We start from the raw sequence: 17,975 nt of genomic DNA, 5'->3' as shown, positions 1-17,975 counted from the left end.
AACAACTAACAGAGATAGGGCGGAGAAAAACCGCCCCATTAATTAACTGAAATTAACCGAAATGTTTGATAATTGCGTCGGCAAATTCAGAACATTTTAGTGGTTCTACTGGTGGTTCGAGTAATCTGGCTAAATCGTAGGTGACTTGACCATTGGCGATCGCATCTCCTAAACCTTTCTTAATTAAGTCTGCTGCTTCTTGCCAACCTAAATATTCCAGCATCATTACACCAGATAAAATCACTGAACCAGGGTTAATTTTGTCTAAACCTGCGTGTTTGGGTGCTGTACCGTGGGTAGCTTCAAACACGGCGCTGGAATCACCAATATTTGCCCCTGGCCCCATTCCCAAGCCGCCGACAATAGCCGCAGCCGCATCAGATAAATAATCCCCGTTCAAGTTCATTGTCGCCAGAATCGAGTACTCATCTGGTCTGGTTTGGATTTGTTGAAAGATACTGTCAGCAATTCGGTCATTGACTAAAACTTTATCTTTCCACTTGCCGTTACCGTGGGTGTCCCAAATTGAGTTAAGAACTGTTTCTACTTCCTTGACAATTTGCGCTTTTTTCTCTTGGGTAAGGGCATCAAAACCAGGGTCAATTTGCCGGGCGTTTTCTTCCAAGGATATATTCGGGTTCTTCTCCTTGTTGCTGAGAATCCAAGATTCCCGTTCGGTGACAGTCTCTTGACGGAACTCAGTTGTGGCGAGTTCGTAACCCCAATCACGGAAAGCGCCTTCTGTGTACTTCATGATGTTACCCTTATGCACCAGAGTTACCTGCTGCTTGTGCTTGGGTAATGTTAAGGCGTGTTTAATCGCCCGACGGACAAGACGCTGGGAACCGGTTTTACTGATGGGTTTGATACCTATACCCGCATCGAGGGGGATTTGCTTTTTCCCATGTTCTGGGGTGGCGGGGATGAGTTCTTTGTTGAGGATGGAAATGAGGCGATCGCCGATTTCACTACCTTGTTTCCACTCAATCCCCAAATATATATCCTCAGTATTTTCCCGATAGACAATTACATCCAGCTTTTCGGGGTTTTTGTGGGGTGAGGGCGTACCTGCATAATAACGGCAAGGACGTACACAGGCGTATAGGTCAAAAATTTGTCTTAGGGCTACATTCAAAGACCGAATCCCACCACCCACAGGAGTAGTCAAAGGCCCTTTAATTGCCACACCATATTCTCGAATAGCTGTTAACGTGTCCTCTGGTAAATACTGATAAGTCCCGTATAAATCACAAGCCTCATCACCAGCGTAAATTTTAAACCAGCTAATTTGACGCTTACCTTGATAAGCCTTTGCTACCGCCGCATCTAAGACTTTTTGCGTAGCTGGCCAAATATCAATCCCTGTTCCATCGCCCCGAATAAAGGGGATAATGGGATTATCAGGCACAATCGGCTCACCATTCTTAAAGGTGATTTTTTCTCCGGTTTTAGGGGGGGTAATCTTGTCATACATATTTCACACACTCCACAAAGATACAGTATTGGGGATTGGGGACTGGGGATTGGGGATTGGGGAGATGAGGGAGTGGGGGGAGATGGGGAAGAATTTTTATTTACCCTGTCCATTTTGTCTTCCACCCTGCAAAAAGCTGAAGCTACATCTCCCTCATCTCCCTCATCTCCCGGTTGGTGAGCGCAGTCGAACCACATCTCTCCCTACTTCCCACTCCCTCATTCATTGAGGCGCAGATTCCCCCTATTCCTCTTTTACAGCATTTGAGGATTTAGATATGGGATTTCCGTGAAACTGCCGCAATTTTGTACGATCAAAAATAGTAAACTACTTCTCGCTATCAGTGCTTCGCCATCAAGAAGGTCGATAGCTGATAGCTGACCGCTTTTTCACGCTCCCGCTAATTACGAGTAATGGCATGACAGACCCAATGATTGTATCAGGCACTGCTAATGACATCGACTCCCTCCGGCAACGGTTAATCGCTGGGTCTATTCAAGTCCAACAACAGATAATCCCACAGTTAGCTGATTTGGGCAATGAAGGATTGGATGTTTTACAGGAATTTTTACTGAAACGTCGTGACAACCCAGCGACTTGGATTGATGGGAAAGCCTACCAAGTCCTTTACAACTCTGATGCACCACAAGCCAAGGACTTTTTACAAAATCATTTTCCTGAAGGCATTGTAACTCTAAAATCCAGTTGCGGGATTAATTACCATCCTTTGCAACAATTACTAGCCAAGCAAGACTTCCAAGCAGCCGATCGCCTGACGATTGAAAAAATGTGTGAACTCGCCGGGCCAATGGCTGTAAAAAGAAAATGGCTGTATTTTACTGAGGTAGAAAGTTTTCCCATTGATGACCTACAAACCATTAATCAACTTTGGGTTGTCCATTCTGAAGGTAAATTTGGCTTCTCAGTACAACGTGATATCTGGTTGAGTTTAGGGAAAAATTGGGATAATCTCTGGCCGAAAATTGGCTGGAAAAGCGGGAATAACTGGACTCGCTACCCCAACGGCTTCACCTGGGATTTAACCGCGCCTAAAGGTCATTTACCCCTGTCTAATCAACTGCGAGGCGTGCGGGTGATTGCTTCATTATTTGCTCATCCTGCTTGGTCTAAGTGATGGGATTGGGGATTGGGGACTGGGGAAATGGGGGAGATAGGGAAGAATAGCTTTGGACTGTTGACCAATTACCAATTACCAATTACCAATTACCAATTACTATGGCAAAAGTTCGTTTAGAAGATATTAAGCGTAGGTTTAACAATGTCATCGCCGTTGAGGATATCACCTTTGATATTCCTGATGGTGAGTTTTGGGTTTTGGTGGGGCCTTCTGGTTGTGGTAAGTCTACAATTTTACGAACGATCGCTGGTTTAGAAACTGCGACATCAGGTAATCTGTATATTGGCGATCGCTTGGTGAATAATATCCCCGCCAGAGCGCGAGATGTGGCGATGGTGTTTCAAAATTACGCTCTTTATCCCCACATGACGGTGGCGGAAAATATCGCTTTTGGGTTGAAGATGCGGAAATTTGACCCCAAGACTATCCAAGAACGGGTGGTGAATGTGGCGCGATCGCTTTCTTTGGATCATCTGTTGGATCGCAAACCCAAACAATTGTCGGGTGGTCAGCAACAACGGGTAGCATTAGGAAGAGCGATCGCTCGTAAACCACAAGTATTTTTACTAGACGAACCTTTATCAAATTTGGATGCCCAATTACGCGATGATACTAGGGCAGAGTTAAAGCAGTTACATCAACAATTAGGCATTACAACTATCTACGTTACTCACGATCAAGTCGAGGCGATGACTTTGGCTGATAAAATTGTGGTATTGAATGGCGGACGGATTCAACAAATTGGTGAACCTCAAGCAATTTATGCTCTTCCTGCTAATCAAATGGTGGCAACTTTTTTAGGTAATCCACCGATGAATATTCTGCCTGCAATTTATAAGGGTAATGGTTTTGATGTCAATGGACAGTTATTAGAAATTCCCCCATCTGTGAGGGAGAATTTACCAATTCGTTCTGGACAAAGTGTCGATTTGGGTATCCGTCCAGAACACATCTCAATTAATTCTGACGCAAACAGTACAGAAAACTCAGGACTGTTAGTCGAAGTGAAAGTTGTCGAACCTTTGGGGAGGGAAACGTTAATTCGTGTCAGTTTACCCGATTCGACAGTAATTTTAAATGTACAATTGGGGGGAAATGTGCGTCTACATCCAGGCGATCGCCTTTCTCTACAACTTGATTTAAATCAGTTGTTTGTTTTCGATCCCAAAACTGGATATAGAATATCACCCCATGAATAGAAGGGGATAGGGAACAGGTAACAGGCTGGGGGTTAGGGTTAGCTTTTGCAGATGATGGGCGAATTCTAGATCAGCTAGGGTATTAAGTGCAGCTTTATGAAGAAATGGTATTACTCCCCTCTCCTCGTAGGAGCGAAAAGTCTGAGCGCCGGCTTCCGGCGATCAGAACTTTTCAAGACAGAGGGGTTGGGGGAGAGGTCAAAACAACGCTTGTCGAACTCACGTTAGGTGAGGACATTCATGAATCACAAAATCTTTACAGTCAGCAAGTTTTGAACCTGTTCCCTGTCCCCTGTCCCCTGTCCCCTATCACCTGTCCCCTGTCACCTATCACCTGTGTTTCTTAAGACTCATTTGCTTGCTAATGTGACAGGAATCTCAATCCAAAACTCTGTACCCTTGCCTAATTCAGATATACATTCCAGAACACCATGATGCTTTTCTACAACAATCTGATAACTAATAGCTAAACCTAGTCCTGTACCCTTACCTACTGATTTAGTTGTGAAAAATGGGTCAAAAATTCGCTTTTTTGTCTCTTCCGTCATCCCTGGGCCATTGTCAGCAATACGAATTAGCAGACGAGATTCATCTAGCGACAGTTTAGTAGAAATATGAATTTGCGGATGTTTATTTGCCTGGTTTTCTTTGACAGCAGACATTTTGCCTTTGCCAATTTTACTATTTACACCTGACATTTCATCATGAAAACTTGATTCTTCTAAAGCATCAATGGCATTACTAATAATATTCATGAATACTTGATTCATCTGTCCGGCATAGCATTCTATTAATGGTAAATTACCGTAATCTTTAACTATGTTAATTCCTGAATAATTGCCAGATGGTTTCAGCCGATGTTGCAAAATTAATAGAGTGTTGTTAATGCCTTCATGAATGTCAACGGGCTTATTTTCAGCTTCATCTAAACGGGAGAAATTTCTTAAAGAAAGCACAATGGAACGAATGCGATCCGCACCTACCTGCATGGAGGTGATGATTTTCGGCAAATCTTCTAGTAAGAAATCTAAATCGATCGCTTCGATGGCTTTGTCAATTTCGTCGGGGGGTTGGGGATAATGGGCTTGATAAAGTTTTAAAAGTTCTAGTATTTGTTGAGTATATTCACTAGCGTGGCAAAGATTGCCGTGAATGAAGTTGACAGGGTTGTTAATTTCGTGGGCAATACCTGCTACTAATTGTCCTAAGCTGGACATTTTTTCATTTTGGATTAATTTGGTCTGGGTTTCTTGCAGTTGATACAAAGCTTGTTCTAACTGCTGGGCTTTAGCTTTAGCTTCTGCTTCTGCTACACAACTTTGTTCATAAAGTTGTGCTTGTTGAATGGCGATCGCTGCCTGATCTGCTAATTGTTGTAATAGATCAATCTCTACGTCTTGCCAATCTCTGGGGGAACTGCATTGATGGGCAATTACTAATCCCCAAATATGGTTGTTCATATTAATTGGTACTATCAAGTTAGCTTGCACTTGCAAACTCTCTAAAAACTCTCGATGGCAAGAACTTAATGTATCGGTTGAGACGTTATTAATTGCCCTCACCCTACCCTGAAAGAAAAGACGAACAGACTCATCAGGAAAGCAAGCCAATGGCAATTTCAGCCCTAACACTGAATCCCAATTACCGCTTACTTCTTCAACAACGATTTCGCCATTTTCATCTGTAATTTTGTAAATTATTACTCTATCTGAATTGAGTAAAAAACGCACTTCCTTAACAATAGATTGCAGGATAGTATTTAAATCTAAAGTCTTGCGGATTTGCTGCGTAACTTGCTTGAGGACTGTGGTTAAGAGAAATGATTTTTCTAGTTCAGCAGTTTGTTCTTGAACTCGCTCTGTTAAATTATTATTGAACGCCTGTAATTTTTGGGTTGTGTGTTGTTGGTGAATTGCGATAGCAAAGTCAGATGCAAGAACTTTTGCTAGAGAAATTTCTTCTGCACTCCATTGTGGTGCTTGCCCTTTTTTTTCTTCACGCCACAAGTCAAAGGAAAGCTGGGGTAGGCGTTGGCGTTTATTCTGTTCACATCTACCAGCCCATAAAATTTCTGTATCAAATTCGGGACGAAAAATGGTGATTGCCCCAATCAAGGCTTGGCGATAATGTAGGGGGATGACTAACATTCCCCGAAGGCGAGTAGATTGGAAAGCAGTAGCTAAAACCCGCAATCGAGTTTCTTTGTAAATATCAGTAATTGCCGATATATCTCCTGGTTTATACTCACTCATCCAGTTTTGCCACACTGGATGGTTTTCCAGAATACTATAACCTAACTCATCGGATAAACTTGGTTGTTTGCCGCAAGTATATAGTTCTTTAGTTTGTTCAACATTAATATAGAGTCTACCACCAGTACCGCCCAAAGCTGCGATCGCCGCTTCTAATGCTGCCTGTAAATGAATGACTGGTTGCTTATGTAACAGACTATTAATTTTGTTAATAATTGCTTCTCGCCTTTGCTGGGCGCGGGTTTCAGTCAATAGATTACTTTGGGCGATCGCCATTGCTACCTGATCTGTTACCTGCTGCACTAATTTCAGTTCTCGTTTCAAAATTGTCCTTGCTTGGCTATGATGAGAAACTAGCAACCCCCATAATTGCGTCGGTGCTGAGGGTGTAATCAAATCGCACAACAAAATTGGCAATACCAAGGAAGACTGCACGCCCATCGCCTGTAAATATTGCAAGTGGCAAGAATCTACTGAACGATAGGCGATGTTCTCAGTCTGCGGATGTGAAGAATTTGCTGGCTGAAAGGGGGATAAGCCGATGCGTCCAGTAGCCACATCTACTATCGAACGTTGTCTTACTGTGACAAACATTTCTCTGGCTTCTTGGGGAATATCATCAGCAGGAAAGTGTAGCCCTAGCAAGGAAGGTAGACGCTGCTCATAAATAGATTCAGCAACTACTTCCCCGCTACCATCCGCATCGAAGCGATAGATCATTACCCGGTCTGTTGCCAGAAAGGCGCGGATTTCGGAAACTGTAGCTGTTAATATGTCTTGCAGTTCTAGCGATCGCCTAATCCGATCAATCATCCGATGCAATATACTTTCTTGCTCCAATGGCGTTGAAACACTACCTTGATTATCCACAGATTTCATTACTTAGTACACCTAGACGATAAATATAAGATGCTTATACCAATTTTCTGTGAAGCTGCATATATTTACCTCCCGGCTACGCCGTCCCCCCTTTGTAGCAAGTGGCGTGTAACTACGGGGGGGTGTTATTATGTACATCTTTACAGAGAATTGATATTAGGCAAAATCTTACTCTTATTTCCGATGAAGATACACTATCCCTGATTCTTCAATAGATGCAAGTCAGCAACTATCCATATAAATACCCTATTAATTTTAACTTTTTTACACTCGTATGTGTTCGGTGAAATTATCTAAATTAGAAATTAATTGGCAATTTCATACGTAAATAAATTTATTTTTATAAGAATTTGTGATAATACTCAAAATTATTGGTAAAGTATGCCAAAAAAGCACTCAGCCGCTTTTTGCATTTGCAAATTCAATTTAATTATTCATGACAGTAAGTAATTACTGCTATTCAAGCTCCTTAGCACCAACGTGGATAATAGACAATCAGTCCCAGGTATAACTAAGGGCTGATGAATAATTTTTTTGTAATAGAAAAGTAGGACAGTAATATCTGAAGAATTGCGATTATATAACAATACCTTTTCATCTCTAAAAAAGTTTGCCGAGCGTTGGTGCTAGCCGGAATGTTAGGCATCGTCCTTGTTGGGAATCTTCCCACAACCAACATCATCAGCAAGTAAATCAAAATATTGACAGTCTCTTCCTGCAATCTCTAGTCTCTAATTCCTAACCTCTATTTTCTAAACACTCACTAGAAATTGCCGTCAAAAACTGTTGTTTGCGAATTTCCTCACGTACACTCATGAGAATTTTACCCAAATGATTTTGTCCAGTTTTATCCGCGCCACAGCCCCAAAAATAGTCACAGTGTGAATTTTCTACCAAAACCTCATTACCTGTACTTAAAAGTGTTTCTCTGATATCAGCATGAGTGAGAAACTTTTTCAGTACAGCTTCTCGCATGACTGTAGTTTTGACTAAATCCCAATCTGGGCGCAGTTTACGACTGCTACATCGCCCCATAGCTGCCGCTTCTTCTGGAGTTTCGCAAGCACGAATCATAGGTATAATTACAGCATCTACACTGCCCACAAACTTCTGCGCTTGATAATAATGTTCTACTGTTAACCAGTATTGCCCCTGAATTTCAATGTGATGGGGGGAAAAGTTGGAAAAACAACCGTAAGGCTGCCAAACCTTATAAAAGTAAATAGTCATTGAAAAATTGCTCTTTTATAGACATATATATTTCTATTTCTATAATGCCTGTAGTTGTCAGCAAGAAGTCAGCAACTTGAGTTTGAAACTTATTATTTGCCTCAAGGCAGAAGATATTGCTAGCAAAAAGTAATATTTTGATGAAAAAACCGCCTGAGAGGTTGACAATGGAAGCAAATAGTGGGTTATTCAGCAAGCGTCTACCACTAATTTCTGCGGGAATTTTTCTAGGTTTGGGTTTGGGAGGGTTTGTAGATGGTATTGTGTTGCATCAAATTCTCCAGTGGCATCATATGTTAAGCAATGTTCGACCCTTAACCACAGACTCTAATTTAGATTTAAACATGGTATGGGATGGGTTGTTTCATGCTTTGGATTGGGTTTTGACTGTTACCGGAGTGGTATTGCTGTGGCGGGCTGGAGGAAGCAAAGACGTGGTGTGGTCATCACAAACTTTTGGCGGTTCTCTGCTCATGGGTGCTGGGTTGTTCAACGTAGTGGAAGGAATAATCGATCATCAAATTCTCGGTATTCATCATGTAAAACCAGGCACGCATCAATTGGCTTGGGATTTGGGATTTCTATTTTTGGGGGCGTTGCTTGTTTTTATCGGGTGGATGATGCTACAAAAGGGCAATAGTCAGTTGACAGTTGACAGTTGACAGTTATCAGTTACCAGTTATCAGTTGACAGGTGACAATTGTTATTTTCCCCTGCTCCTCTGCTCCGTTCCCCTCCTGGGAGGGGCTAGGGGTGGGTTGCTCCCCTGCTCCTCTGCTCCGTTCCCCTCCTGGGAGGGGCTAGGGGTGGGTTGCTCCCCTGCTCCTCTACTCCCTCATCTCCCCCACTCCCCACTCCCAACGATGAATTTAATTTTTTGCAACTACTTGATGTCTACAGATAATTTTGAAAAAGGCGGTTGGGACTGGCAGTTTTCTCAGTTTCAGCAGCAAGTGGGAGAATGGTTAGAATACCAGTCATATCGCTTTGAGCAAGCTTTGCCAAATTGGAATCCTGCTTGGAAATTTCCTCCTTGGGTGGGTAGTTTGTTGAATTTTTTGTCTTGGCTGCTATTAGGTTTATTTGTAGCGGTGGTGGTGTGGCGGTTATGGGGGGAATTTAGACCTTACATATATTCTTGGCTGAATATTAGTAATTCTGGTCGGGAGCGAGTGAAAATACTTAGTTCAGATGTATCGGTGGCGAATTTGTTAGAGCGATCGCAAGCACTTTACCGTCAAGGTAACTATCGTGAAGCTTGTCGTTGTCTTTACTTAGCTATTTTGCAGCATTTGCATGATACCAAAATCATCGCTCACCAATCCAGCCGCACCGATAAGGAATATCTGCAATTACTACGTTCGGCTGTAACTCCCATCCAACCTTATGAAACTGTGATTACCACTCACGAGCGATTATGTTTTGGCAATGCAGAGATTTTGCCAGAAAATTATGAACAGTGTCGGCAAGCTTACCAGGAGATTGTAGAGAAATGAAACGCTCAAACCGCGTTGCTTGGCTGGGTGCGATCGCTCTAGGGGTGATAATTCTACTAACTTTCATGGCTGCGCCTAATACCAAACTCTACACTGGTTCTACTTATAATCGCGCCGCCGATGGTTACGGTGCTTGGTATGCTTTTATGCAGAAGCAAGGAATGACTGTCGAGCGTTGGCAGAAACCTTTAACTGATCTCAACAGTGAGCAAAGACCAGCTACCCTCCTCCGAGTATATAGTTATCTCAGACCGCCACAATTATGGGCAGATGAAACACAATGGTTAGAGCAGGGAAATAATTTGGTAATTTTAGGGGTGAAAACACGGGTGAGTGCGGCAAATTTTCATACCATGCAGGCATCAGCAGTAGGTGAAGTGAAGATTGATACGCGAAGACGTTATGAGAGAGCGAAACAGCCACGGGTTTTGTTGGGCGATCGCTTTGGTGCTGTAGTCTGGGAAGAGCAGCAAGACAAAGGTAAAGTAATTTACGCCACTACACCCTATCTAGCTGCCAACGCCTACCAAGATAATATAAGTAATTTTCAATACCTAGCCAGTTTAGTCAACCAGAAAGGCAAAATCTTATTTATAGATGAGTATATTCACGGCTATAAAGATGCTGATGTTAAGGAAAGTGAAGGACAAGGCGATTTAGTGAGCTATTTCAGTAAAACACCTGTAGTAGTTGTGTTAGTGCAAGCAGGTATTTTACTATTAGTCCTGATTTGGGCGCAAAATCAACGCTTTGGTAAACCTGTGGCTTTAAGCACACCAGTTATTGATAATAGTCAAGCCTACATTCAAGCATTAGCTGGAGTTTTATACAAAGCTGAATCTAGCGACTTTGTAGTAGATATAGTAGGGAAAGAAGAACAATTGCAACTACAGAAAGCCTTGGGTTTAGGAACAGTTTTACTAGAACCCCAAACTCTCCTCAACATTTGGACAGAAAAAACAGGTAAACCCGCCACGGAACTAGATGCAGTCTTAAAGCTACAACAACGAAAACGCCGCTTGAGTGAAGGAGAACTATTAAGTTGGTTAGCAAAATGGCGCAGTCTCAGGAGTGTCAAAATAAAATAGTTTGATTTAAGTAAATTTATCGGCGTTTAATCAAGATGCCACTCAATCTAGGCTTAACTGAACTGTATTGATATAGCAATTCTAAATCATTCATGAGAAATTTAGAACTAATTGGGCGAATGGAATTCGCTACTACACAAGCAAAGTCCAGATGGTGCTTGGACTTCATAGAATAACCCGCGCAGGCGGTCACTGAAGCCCAAGAAGTGCGGGTTTTATCGTAATTCCGAGGGTTAAAGACCCCTACGTCTGTACGTAGAAAATTTTCAGTTGGGGTTTAAATCCCCAACTGTTCGCGTAGCGTGCCGTAGGCAAAATTTCTTTAATGCGCGAATGCGTGAATGCGCGAATTTTGAATTGTTAACTGTGTGGACGCGATTTCTCATCGCCAAGGCTGGATAAAATCTTACATTTACGTTTGATGTCAAATCTACGTGTTTTCTCATAACTCAATTCGGATTGCTATATATAAGTTAATTGAATTTGCAACACTTCTTTGTACTTTACCCAAATGATTAATGTAGCCATTCTGATTTCGATGAGGTACATTAACCACAATGTGTTAAGTGCTAATTGGGGAGTAGGCAGTAGGGAATAGGGGAGCAGAGGAGCAGAGGACAACAACTGTCAACTGTCCACTGCCTCCAGCCTCCTGCTTTCTGCGTCCTGTCTTAAAGAAAACCTATGAGCAAAACCTATTCAATCCTCAATGACTTGAGTGAAAAACTTAATCGAATTATTGTCGGACAATCTCACCTCATACAACAGCTGCTGATAGGGTTATTATCAGGTGGGCATATCATTTTGGAGGGAGTACCAGGAACTGGTAAAACACTATTGGTAAAAGTTTTAGCGCAGTTGGTTCAAGCCGAGTTTCGTCGGGTTCAACTTACGCCTGATGTTCTGCCATCGGATATTACGGGAACAAATATTTTTGACTTAAATAATCGTAGTTTCACTTTAAAAAAAGGCCCTGTCTTCACCGAGGTTTTGCTAGCAGACGAAATTAACCGTACTCCACCAAAGACGCAAGCGGCGTTGCTGGAAGCGATGGAGGAGATGCAGGTAACTCTGGATGGCGAAAGTTTACCTTTGCCGGATTTATTTTGGGTAATTGCTACACAAAATCCCTTGGAATTTGAGGGAACTTACCCTTTGCCAGAAGCGCAACTAGATAGGTTTCTATTTAAGTTAGTAGTAGATTACCCCGATCAAGCTGCGGAAAAGCAAATGTTACTCAATCGTCAAGCGGGTTTTGCTGCAAGACGTGTAGATATTAGCAGTCTGAAACCAATAGCAACGGTAGCTGATATTTTACAAGCAAGGCAGGCAGTCAAAGCCGTTAAGGTGTCTGAAGCGATCATTGATTATTTGTTAGCGTTGGTGAGGGCTTCACGTCAGTATCCTGATTTGGCTTTGGGTGCTTCACCTCGTGCGGCTGGTGCTTGGTTGCAAACTTCCCAAGCTGTGGCTTGGTTAGCAGGACGAGATTTTGTCACTCCAGATGATGTGAAAGCGGTAGCGTCTCCTTTATTACGTCATCGTCTGATTCTTAAACCTGAAGCAATGCTAGATGGTTTACAAATTGATGCGGTAATTGCGGCGGTAGTGAATAAAGTTCCTGTACCAAGGTAAAGCATGGCTATGATGAGTGCGGAAATTCAGCAGCAGTGGAGATTTCTTAAATCAGTTATCAGTTATCAGTTATCAGTTATCAATCCTGTCGGCGTATGGTGGGGGATCAAGAAGTGCCAAAATACTCCTTCCACCAATTGGTGTGGTGTTTCACCAAAGGATTTAAGTACGGGCGGGTTTAGCGGACATATCTGTTTTCCCCATGAATTTCTCAATCAACCCGCCCGTACTTACTGTTTACTGTTCACCGTTAAATCAAGGCTGATATATCGGCTGAGACTAGCTTTCTCTACGCTGCCTAATATCCAAGCTTGGTTAACGACAGTCGTAATTTTATTATTGTTTACGGCGATCGCCTTACCTCTCGGTTTTTATACTCATTTCCTCAAGTTTGAGTTTTTACTGACCTCGCCAGTAAAAATTATTCTGATCATAGCAGGTTGTTTGATCATACCTGCTATCCTTGAGGAGCTTGTATTCAGAGTTTTACTGCTGCCTCATCTAACAGAAAATACTGCAATCATTCAACAACTTTTCTGGGGATTTACTAGTTTAATAAGCTTTATTATTTACCATCCCCTGGAAGGTTTAACAGTTTATCCCCCTGGAAAAGAAACCTCTCTCAATCCAGTTTTTTTATTATTGGTAGCCCTGTTAGGTATTGTTTGTAATTTTGCCTATTACCAAAGTGGTTCTATTTGGACTCCAGTTTTTATTCACTGGGTAATTGTAGTAGCTTGGTTACTCTTTTTTGGTGGTTATGCACAAATCACACCTTAATTACTGCATTTATCTTTCACAATATGGTTCCAGCTAAACGAGTTTATTTACTACTAATTTTAGGACTGGCGATCGCACCAATCCTTTCATTGTTAATTGGTATTCCTGCTAGTATCACTCTGACTGTGTTATTTGATATCACGGTTTTAGGTTTGATGGTAATTGATGCTAGGCGAGTACGTCCTCTACGGGTAGAAATTGAGCGTCAATTACCACCACGCTTATCTATTGGGCGTGATAACCCGGTATTGTTAACAGTGACATCAGCCAAGACCGACGCAGTAATTAAAATTCGCGATTATTACCCCAGTGGTTTTGGCGTATCTACATCCACACTCAACGCCACAATTCCCCTACAAGGTAAGGAAGAAATCAAATATACTGTCAACCCAACACAGCGCGGAGAATTTGCTTGGGGAAATATACAGGTGCGACAGTTAGCACCTTGGGGTTTAGCTTGGGATAATTGGGTGATTCCCCAAAGTGTACAGGTGAAAGTATATCCTGATTTGATTGGGTTGCGATCGCTCTCGATTCGCTTAACACTACAATCATCCGGTTCCATGCGACAATCACGACAGTTAGGCATTGGTACAGAGTTTGCTGAACTGCGAAACTACCGCACAGGCGACGATTTACGCTTAATTGATTGGAAAGCTACCGCCCGGCGTGTGGGGCCGCCGTTGGTGCGGGTATTGGAACCAGAACAAGAACAGACGTTAATAATTTTATTGGATCGTGGTCGGTTAATGACTGCGAAAGTCCAAGGTTTGCAGCGATTTGATTGGGGGTTAAATGCTACTTTATCATTAGCTCTAGCCGGATTGCATCGAGGCGATCGCGTGGGAGTTGGTGTATTTGACCGTCTCATGCACACATGGCTAGCACCAGAACGAGGTCAACATCATTTAAGTCGTTTAGTTGACCATCTCACACCCATTCAACCAGTGCTATTAGAGTCAGATTATCTGGGTGCAGTCACAAATGTTGTAAAACAGCAAACCCGCCGCGCCTTAGTGGTAGTAATTACCGATATAGTTGATGTCACAGCTTCTACAGAACTCCTCGCTGCACTTACCCGACTAGCACCCCGCTATCTGCCATTTTGTGTTACCTTGCGAGATCCTCAAGTAGACCGTTTAGCACAGACCTTTACCGAAGATGTGACACAAACTTATAACCGTGCAGTTGCTTTAGATTTACTAGCACAAAGACAGGTAGCTTTTGCCCAGTTAAAACAAAAGGGTGTCTTAGTGCTTGATGCACCAGCTAATCAAATTACCGACCAGTTAGTTGAACGATATTTACAACTCAAAGCCCGTAATCAACTTTAATAATATTTGTTGTGAAATCGTTAGAGGTACAGGAAATTGGTGTAATAACTTTCATATAGCAAATATAGCAGGTGACAGGTGATAGGGGACAGGTAACAGCTTTAAAAGCTGCTTGGTAGAAGGATTTTATGGTTTATCTACGTCCTAACCTATCTGGCTACTACTATAATTCCAAGTTTTTTTAGTTAACTTTTGTTACTAATTTGATGTCGCAAGCTTCAGTCAAAATCTTTGATAAAAAAGGGTGAACTGATATGAAAGAAAATAACTTTACAGATATCTTGCGCTGGACACCAGAAGCCAGAACAAAGTTAAAAAATATTCCCTTTTTTGCTCGTTCTCAAGCCAAAGCCAGAATTGAACAGTTAGCACGGCGAGCCGGACAAGATATAGTGACAGCAGAGTTAGTGGAACAAGCAAGATTAGAGTTTGGACAGTAATATCAAGTCCGGCTAATTACTGACGATATAGTTGCTAGGGTCGGTAATGGGTAATAGCGAATAGGTAATTGTTTTCTACCATTAGCAATTAGCAATTAGCAATTACCAACCCCCAAGATATGATAAGTGATTAAGCGGACATGATATAAACTACCTATACCGACTGCTTATTTGAAATAAATGTCAGCGTTAGCAATTACCATCCTCAGCTTTGTCAATACAAATTAAAAAAGACACAAAGTATTAATTTGTGTCTTTTTTGACAATATTTAACTGAATGTGCATTCCCAAAACTACACGAAACAATTTATAGCGATCGCTGGACAGATAAGTATACAAATTATACTTCCAAAGCTGCAACCTGTACCCCGTCCCCTACTCTAACTAATCTGCTTGTCGCCAGCACCAATAAAATAGTGCGCCACCTGCTACCAATTTCACCACTTCTAGCAGAAAATAACTGCCGTGTAGTAGATTCATCTGTGCAGGAACAGTAGATGCTGTTGCAAATAAATTGAGATTAACTCCAACAGCACACATCAGGGGCGTTAAGAAATAAGTATTTAAGAGAGCGATCGCAAACAGAATGACTGCGGCAATGGTAATGTTTAGGTTCCAATAGTCATGTGTTTTGCGCCAAACTAGTGCGCCAGTCAAAACTACAGCCGCAGATAACAATTCTAAGCGATTAAAACTCCAAAAAATTACATAACCTGCTGTAGTAAAACCAGCTTGGCTCATCATCCCTGATAGGTAAAGACTAGGCATAATTACCCAATCTAAAACTAGGCTAGCACTGAGCCAAAAGCCCAGAGCAAACAATATAGCCGTTTGCCAACTTGGATGCTTGAAGGCAACTTTAGAAATAGCATTCATAGGAATAATTGCTGGTGTTATATCTTTAGTTTCTTACCTTCATAGTAGCTTTGACAATAGATATCAATTATCTTTTACAAAACAATTGTATTGTTCAGTAACAATCGTTATTTTGATGATTTATTACTAATAAATGTAAATTTTTTTAGCAAATTTTTAACAATTTCTACGGGTTATAATTATTATCTAACTGGTTAAACAAGTAGAGTTATGCGCCTTGCAGTATTATTAGGGAGAGCGATCGCTAGCGTAGCCATCATCAACGGATGTATCATTGCACCGAGCCAAGCAATTCAATTGCGTGATGGTACAGTCTATTTTGTAGAACCACCGCGACTTGTAGAAGCTGCAACCACATACAATCAAGTCAATATCTGGGGTGCGACGTATTATTTCACAGTTAGTGTGCCAGAAAAAGCCAGCGAACCTCTACAACAGATCACAATTAACCAGCATGAGGGAGTAGATGATGTCCGCTTCGACCTGAAAGACAGCTTTGCTTTTGAGGGTACACGCTCCCGCAGAGGCGATCGCATCAATTTAAAAGATGTAACACAGAACCGTCAAACCAGAACAGTATCCATCACATTTGATCCGCCAGTATCCCCAGGTAAAACAGTCACCATAGGCTTAAAACCTTGGCAAAACCCATCAATTTCAGGAGTTTATTTATTTGGGGTGACAGCATCTCCCCCAGGTGAAAAAACCCACAGCCAATTTCTCGGTTTCGGCAGATTACAGTTTTACAACTACGGCAGTAGCTTTTTCCCTTTCTGGTAAGGGTTGTGATTACGTACATAGTGCAAAAATTAAATTATTTACAATAGTATTAAAAATTACTAATATTTTAAGTATCAATTTTAATTGAGATTAAACTAAATATTTTATGAGCATAAGCGTAAACAGCATTAAGCAGAACTTATCAGCGAGCTAGTTGAACAATTGGGCAAATACAACCCTTCATCAGCTATTTTGCCAGTTTTAAAGCGATTATGACGTTATAGTTTTTGGTATAGTAAACACAAGAATCTTTTTGAGTTAGTAAGGATGAACACCTAACAGGTAGCTTTCGGGCAATTTTTTATATATGTGCTTCGGCTCATTACAAGAACTAAAATGTAGTTAGGGTATTGCTATGGAACCAATCACTTGGGCATGGTTTTTATTAGCCGCTTTATCGGGTATTGTTGGTAATCGAACCGATCAGCTATTTACTGAAGGTGCTAGTAAGGGATTTAAAACTATCGTTAATTATTTTCAGCAGGGAAATGTACCGAACAATCAGGAGTTGCAAAAAGCAACTACACGAGCATTTCTACTAGCACAGCAAAGCATTGTTTCAGATTGCCGTCAAGAGCTAGAAAGTCAACGAAGTTCCTCTGTAAGGGTTGCTGTTTCTTCTCAAGACAGAGAATGGATTTATGAAAAAGAAAGACAGCTAAAAAGGGATTTAAAACAGTTAAATCAAGAGCAACTATCGATTACGCCTATTTCTTCACCACAAGAAATTCAAGATTTACTATTATTAGGTGACGATTTATCTAAAAATAGCATAAACTCTGTTCGGGAAAGATTAAAATTATCAATTCGTCAAGACAATCCTCCTTTATTTTATCTACAGAAAGTTGAACAAATAGAAACTGGTTTGTTTGAACGGATGTGTGCTTTTTTTGCAGATGAAATTAGGAATAAACCAGTTCTTGTAAATGTTTTGCAGACTTTCTTATTAAGACAAATTAATAATAATTTGAGCAATTTACAGATTACTCAACTTACAGTACAAGATTTAGAAGATACCTTTCGAGATTTTGCCAAGCATTTGCCACAAATACTAGCTCAATTAGATACGTTAGAGGAATTGATTAAGTCAGTTAACGAAAATCAAGATGAGATTAGAGAAAACTTAATAAATAATACCGAAATTCTAGAATTAATAAATAACAACTCTGAATCCTTAAAGCAGCACATAGAAGAGATTAAGAATCAGATTAAAGCAGTTAGTCAGCAGCGAAATGCTTCATTATTTTCTCAGTCTGGCTGGCAAGTAAGAACTGTAAATCAAGCAGAAAGAATAATCAGAATAATTAATAATTATAACAATCAGCAAAAAGAAAAATGAACTTTTAATAAGAAACATAAACCCTGTTCATTATT

The 17,975-nt window shown here is 41.2% G+C and carries 16 protein-coding genes; 11 read left to right on the top strand and 5 right to left on the bottom strand.

The features are described 5' to 3' along the window. Window positions 1–52: 52 nt before the first annotated feature. Window positions 53–1,474, bottom strand: a complete 1,422-nt coding sequence (locus H6G83_RS13450) for an NADP-dependent isocitrate dehydrogenase (RefSeq protein WP_190472713.1) — start codon at window positions 1,472–1,474, stop codon at window positions 53–55. A gap of 418 nt (window positions 1,475–1,892) precedes the next feature. On the opposite strand from H6G83_RS13450, the gene H6G83_RS13445 reads away from it, so the two are divergent. Together H6G83_RS13445 and H6G83_RS13440 are read left to right on the top strand one after the other, a co-directional pair. Further along, window positions 1,893–2,609, top strand: coding sequence for a GUN4 domain-containing protein (locus H6G83_RS13445; protein ID WP_190472709.1), 717 nt, complete (start codon window positions 1,893–1,895; stop codon window positions 2,607–2,609). Between the two features lie 101 nt (window positions 2,610–2,710). Beyond that, window positions 2,711–3,811, top strand: coding sequence for an ABC transporter ATP-binding protein (locus H6G83_RS13440; RefSeq protein ID WP_190472707.1), 1,101 nt, complete (start codon window positions 2,711–2,713; stop codon window positions 3,809–3,811). Window positions 3,812–4,161: 350 nt separating this feature from the next. On the opposite strand, the gene H6G83_RS13435 is transcribed toward H6G83_RS13440, so the two are convergent. Then, window positions 4,162–6,942 carry a GAF domain-containing protein gene (locus tag H6G83_RS13435; RefSeq protein ID WP_242044581.1) on the bottom strand — a complete coding sequence of 927 codons (2,781 nt, stop codon included), beginning with the start codon at window positions 6,940–6,942 and terminating at the stop codon, window positions 4,162–4,164. A gap of 738 nt (window positions 6,943–7,680) precedes the next feature. Next, window positions 7,681–8,172 carry an NADAR family protein gene (locus tag H6G83_RS13430; protein WP_190472703.1) on the bottom strand — a complete coding sequence of 164 codons (492 nt, stop codon included), beginning with the start codon at window positions 8,170–8,172 and terminating at the stop codon, window positions 7,681–7,683. Window positions 8,173–8,339: 167 nt separating this feature from the next. Between H6G83_RS13430 and H6G83_RS13425 the strand changes: the two genes are divergently transcribed. The 3 genes from H6G83_RS13425 (at window position 8,340) to H6G83_RS13415 (ending at window position 10,756) form a co-directional block, all read left to right on the top strand. Further along, the gene (locus H6G83_RS13425) at window positions 8,340–8,834 is read left to right on the top strand and encodes a DUF2243 domain-containing protein (RefSeq protein ID WP_190472700.1); all 495 of its coding nucleotides are present in this window, start codon (window positions 8,340–8,342) and stop codon (window positions 8,832–8,834) included. Between the two features lie 228 nt (window positions 8,835–9,062). Then, the gene (locus H6G83_RS13420; protein ID WP_190472698.1) at window positions 9,063–9,668 is read left to right on the top strand and encodes a DUF4129 domain-containing protein; all 606 of its coding nucleotides are present in this window, start codon (window positions 9,063–9,065) and stop codon (window positions 9,666–9,668) included. Then, a complete protein-coding gene (locus H6G83_RS13415; protein WP_190472695.1) occupies window positions 9,665–10,756 on the top strand; it encodes a DUF4350 domain-containing protein in 1,092 nt (363 codons plus the stop codon). The genes H6G83_RS13420 and H6G83_RS13415 overlap by 4 nt, the downstream gene beginning before the upstream one ends. 16 nt (window positions 10,757–10,772) lie before the next feature. Here the strand turns inward: H6G83_RS13415 and H6G83_RS13410 are convergent, their stop codons facing one another. Beyond that, complete coding sequence (locus H6G83_RS13410) at window positions 10,773–10,925, bottom strand: hypothetical protein (protein ID WP_190472692.1); 153 nt, start codon at window positions 10,923–10,925, stop codon at window positions 10,773–10,775. A 515-nt stretch (window positions 10,926–11,440) separates the two neighbouring features. Between H6G83_RS13410 and H6G83_RS13405 the strand changes: the two genes are divergently transcribed. The 4 genes from H6G83_RS13405 to H6G83_RS13390 all read left to right on the top strand — a co-directional run bounded on the left by H6G83_RS13405 (window position 11,441) and on the right by H6G83_RS13390 (window position 14,945). Then, window positions 11,441–12,391, top strand: coding sequence for an AAA family ATPase (locus H6G83_RS13405; protein WP_190472689.1), 951 nt, complete (start codon window positions 11,441–11,443; stop codon window positions 12,389–12,391). A gap of 3 nt (window positions 12,392–12,394) precedes the next feature. After that, a complete protein-coding gene (locus H6G83_RS13400; protein WP_199328425.1) occupies window positions 12,395–13,171 on the top strand; it encodes a CPBP family glutamic-type intramembrane protease in 777 nt (258 codons plus the stop codon). A gap of 23 nt (window positions 13,172–13,194) precedes the next feature. Then, on the top strand, window positions 13,195–14,505 hold the full coding sequence (locus H6G83_RS13395) for a DUF58 domain-containing protein (RefSeq protein ID WP_190472686.1): 1,311 nt from the start codon (window positions 13,195–13,197) through the stop codon (window positions 14,503–14,505). A gap of 254 nt (window positions 14,506–14,759) precedes the next feature. After that, window positions 14,760–14,945, top strand: a complete 186-nt coding sequence (locus H6G83_RS13390; RefSeq protein WP_190472682.1) for a PCP reductase family protein — start codon at window positions 14,760–14,762, stop codon at window positions 14,943–14,945. Window positions 14,946–15,329: 384 nt separating this feature from the next. On the opposite strand, the gene H6G83_RS13385 is transcribed toward H6G83_RS13390, so the two are convergent. Further along, window positions 15,330–15,821: a hypothetical protein gene (locus H6G83_RS13385; RefSeq protein ID WP_190472679.1), complete on the bottom strand. Its 492-nt coding sequence runs from the start codon at window positions 15,819–15,821 to the stop codon at window positions 15,330–15,332. 210 nt (window positions 15,822–16,031) lie between these two features. Here H6G83_RS13385 and H6G83_RS13380 point away from each other — a divergent pair, with 210 nt between their 5' ends. Beyond that, window positions 16,032–16,601, top strand: coding sequence for a DUF2808 domain-containing protein (locus H6G83_RS13380; RefSeq protein ID WP_190472676.1), 570 nt, complete (start codon window positions 16,032–16,034; stop codon window positions 16,599–16,601). Between the two features lie 355 nt (window positions 16,602–16,956). After that, window positions 16,957–17,940, top strand: a complete 984-nt coding sequence (locus tag H6G83_RS13375) for a hypothetical protein (protein ID WP_190472673.1) — start codon at window positions 16,957–16,959, stop codon at window positions 17,938–17,940. Window positions 17,941–17,975: the final 35 nt, after the last annotated feature.

The sequence above is a fragment of the Anabaena azotica FACHB-119 genome (genome assembly GCF_014697625.1).
GTDB lineage: Bacteria > Cyanobacteriota > Cyanobacteriia > Cyanobacteriales > Nostocaceae > Trichormus > Trichormus azoticus_A.
This window is presented reverse-complemented; position numbering and strand designations above follow the sequence as displayed.